Here is a 237-nt window from a genome sequence, read left to right as displayed (position 1 = left end):
CAGAGCGTGTCGCCGACCTTCATAGGCTTGGCAAAACACATCTCCTTGACCGCGGCGGTGACCACCCGGCCCTTGGCGCGCTCGGCGGCGCGGATGCCGCAGGCAAGGCCCATCTGCGCCATCACCCAGCCGCCGAAGATGTCGCCGGCGGCATTGGCGTCGGAGGGCATGGCGAGCGTCCACAAGGTGAGATCGCCAAGCGGCTTGCCGTCCGCGTAATGCACCATGGGGAAGTCC

General features: G+C 67.5%; 1 protein-coding gene. It reads right to left on the bottom strand.

From position 1 onward, the window contains the following. Nucleotides 1–227: hotdog domain-containing protein (locus KVT37_RS32825; protein WP_306797047.1), on the bottom strand; the 227-nt coding region annotated here is incomplete at its 3' end. Nucleotides 228–237 lie beyond the last annotated feature (10 nt).

It is taken from the genome of Mesorhizobium sp. GbtcB19 (assembly GCF_019091085.1).
In the GTDB taxonomy this organism is placed as follows: Bacteria; Pseudomonadota; Alphaproteobacteria; order Rhizobiales; family Rhizobiaceae; genus Mesorhizobium.
Note: the sequence above shows the minus strand (reverse complement) of the source record. Positions and strands in the feature narration are given on the sequence as shown.